The 1,851-nt window shown below is 67.5% G+C and carries 1 protein-coding gene and 1 pseudogene; both read left to right on the plus strand.

Features of this window, described 5'->3' with window-relative positions:
* Nucleotides 1-2: 2 nt before the first annotated feature.
* Nucleotides 3-952 (plus strand): annotated as a pseudogene (actP, locus tag QZH66_RS15600) (cation acetate symporter); the annotation flags it as partial.
* Nucleotides 953-975: 23 nt separating this feature from the next.
* The gene (locus QZH66_RS15605) at nucleotides 976-1,800 is read left to right on the plus strand and encodes a hypothetical protein (protein ID WP_305806818.1); all 825 of its coding nucleotides are present in this window, start codon (nucleotides 976-978) and stop codon (nucleotides 1,798-1,800) included.
* Nucleotides 1,801-1,851: the final 51 nt, after the last annotated feature.

The following is a 1,851-nucleotide window of genomic DNA, read 5'->3' on the forward strand; positions in this document are numbered from 1 at the left end:
ACCTGGGCCAGTCGGCCAAGCAGGCCACCAACTGGACCGCCATCATCATGTTTGCCGTCTTCGTCGCCGGCACGCTCTGGATCACCAAGTGGGCGGCGGCCAAGACCAAGTCGGCGTCCGACTTCTATACCGCCGGCGGCGGCATCACCGGCTTCCAGAACGGCCTGGCGATTGCCGGCGACTACATGTCGGCCGCCTCCTTCCTGGGCATTTCGGCGGCCGTGATGGCCTCGGGCTACGACGGCCTGATCTACTCGCTGGGCTTTCTGGTCGGCTGGCCCATCATCACCTTCCTGATGGCCGAGCGCCTGCGCAACCTGGGCAAGTTCACCTTCGCCGACGTGGCCGGCTACCGCTTCCAGCAGGGCCCGATCCGCGCGTTCGCCGCCTCGGGCACGCTGGTGGTCGTGGCCTTCTACCTGATCGCGCAGATGGTCGGCGCCGGCCAGCTGATCAAGCTGCTGTTCGGCCTTGAGTACTGGATGGCCGTGGTCATCGTCGGCGCGCTGATGATGGTCTATGTGCTGTTTGGCGGCATGACCGCGACCACCTGGGTGCAGATCATCAAGGCCTGCCTGCTGCTGGCCGGCGTGAGCTTCATGGCCTTCATGGTGCTGGCGCAGTTCGGCTTCAGCCCCGAGGCGCTGTTCGCCAAGGGCGTGGAAGTGCGCGCCGCCATCGCCAGCAACGCCGGCAAGACGCCCGAAGAGGCCGCCAAGGCGGGCCTGGCCATCATGGGGCCGGGGGGCTTCATCAAGGACCCGATCTCGGCGATCTCGTTCGGCATGGCGCTGATGTTCGGCACGGCCGGCCTGCCGCACATCCTGATGCGCTTCTTCACCGTGCCCGACGCCAAGCAGGCGCGCAAGTCGGTGCTCTGGGCCACGACCTGGATCGGCTACTTCTACGTGCTGATCTTCATCATCGGCTTTGGCGCCATCACCCTGGTGCTNGGCCGGCCTGCCGCACATCCTGATGCGCTTCTTCACCGTGCCCGACGCCAAGCAGGCGCGCAAGTCGGTGCTCTGGGCCACGACCTGGATCGGCTACTTCTACGTGCTGATCTTCATCATCGGCTTTGGCGCCATCACCCTGGTGCTGACCAACCCCGAGTTCGCCGACGTCGCCAAGGGCGTGATCCACGGCGGCGCGGGCACGGCCAACATGGCGGCCGTGCTGGTGGCCAAGTCGGTGGGCGGCAACATCTTCTACGGCTTCATCTCGGCCGTGGCCTTCGCCACCATCCTGGCCGTGGTCGCGGGCCTGACGCTCTCGGGCGCCTCGGCCGTGTCGCACGACCTGTACGCCACGGTGTTCAAGAAGGGCAAGGCCGACAGCGCCGCGGAACTGAAGGTCTCGCGCATGACCACGCTGGCCCTGGGAGCGATCGCCGTGGTGCTGGGCATCGCCTTCGAGAAGCAGAACATCGCCTTCATGGTGTCGCTGGCCTTCGCGATCGCGGCCTCGGCCAACTTCCCGGTGCTGTTCCTGTCGGTGCTCTGGAAGGACTGCACGACGCGCGGCGCCGTGGTCGGCGGCTTCCTGGGACTGATCTCGTCGGTGGGCCTGACCATCGTGTCGCCCTCGGTGTGGGAAGCCACGCTCGGCCACCCGGCCGGCTCGGCCTGGTTCCCCTACACGTCGCCGGCGCTGTTCTCGATGGCGATCGGCTTCATCGGCGTGTGGCTGTTCTCGATCACCGACCGCAGCGCCAACGCCGCACGCGAACGCGCCGCCTTCCCGGCGCAGCAGGTGCGCTCGGAGACCGGCTTTGGCGCCTCGGGCGCCTCGGGACACTGAGAGCAACACCCCCCTGTGGCGCTGCGCGCCTTCCCCCGCTCTCGCATCGCT

The organism is Stenotrophomonas sp. YIM B06876 (assembly GCF_030711595.1).
In the GTDB taxonomy this organism is placed as follows: Bacteria; Pseudomonadota; Gammaproteobacteria; order Xanthomonadales; family Xanthomonadaceae; genus Stenotrophomonas.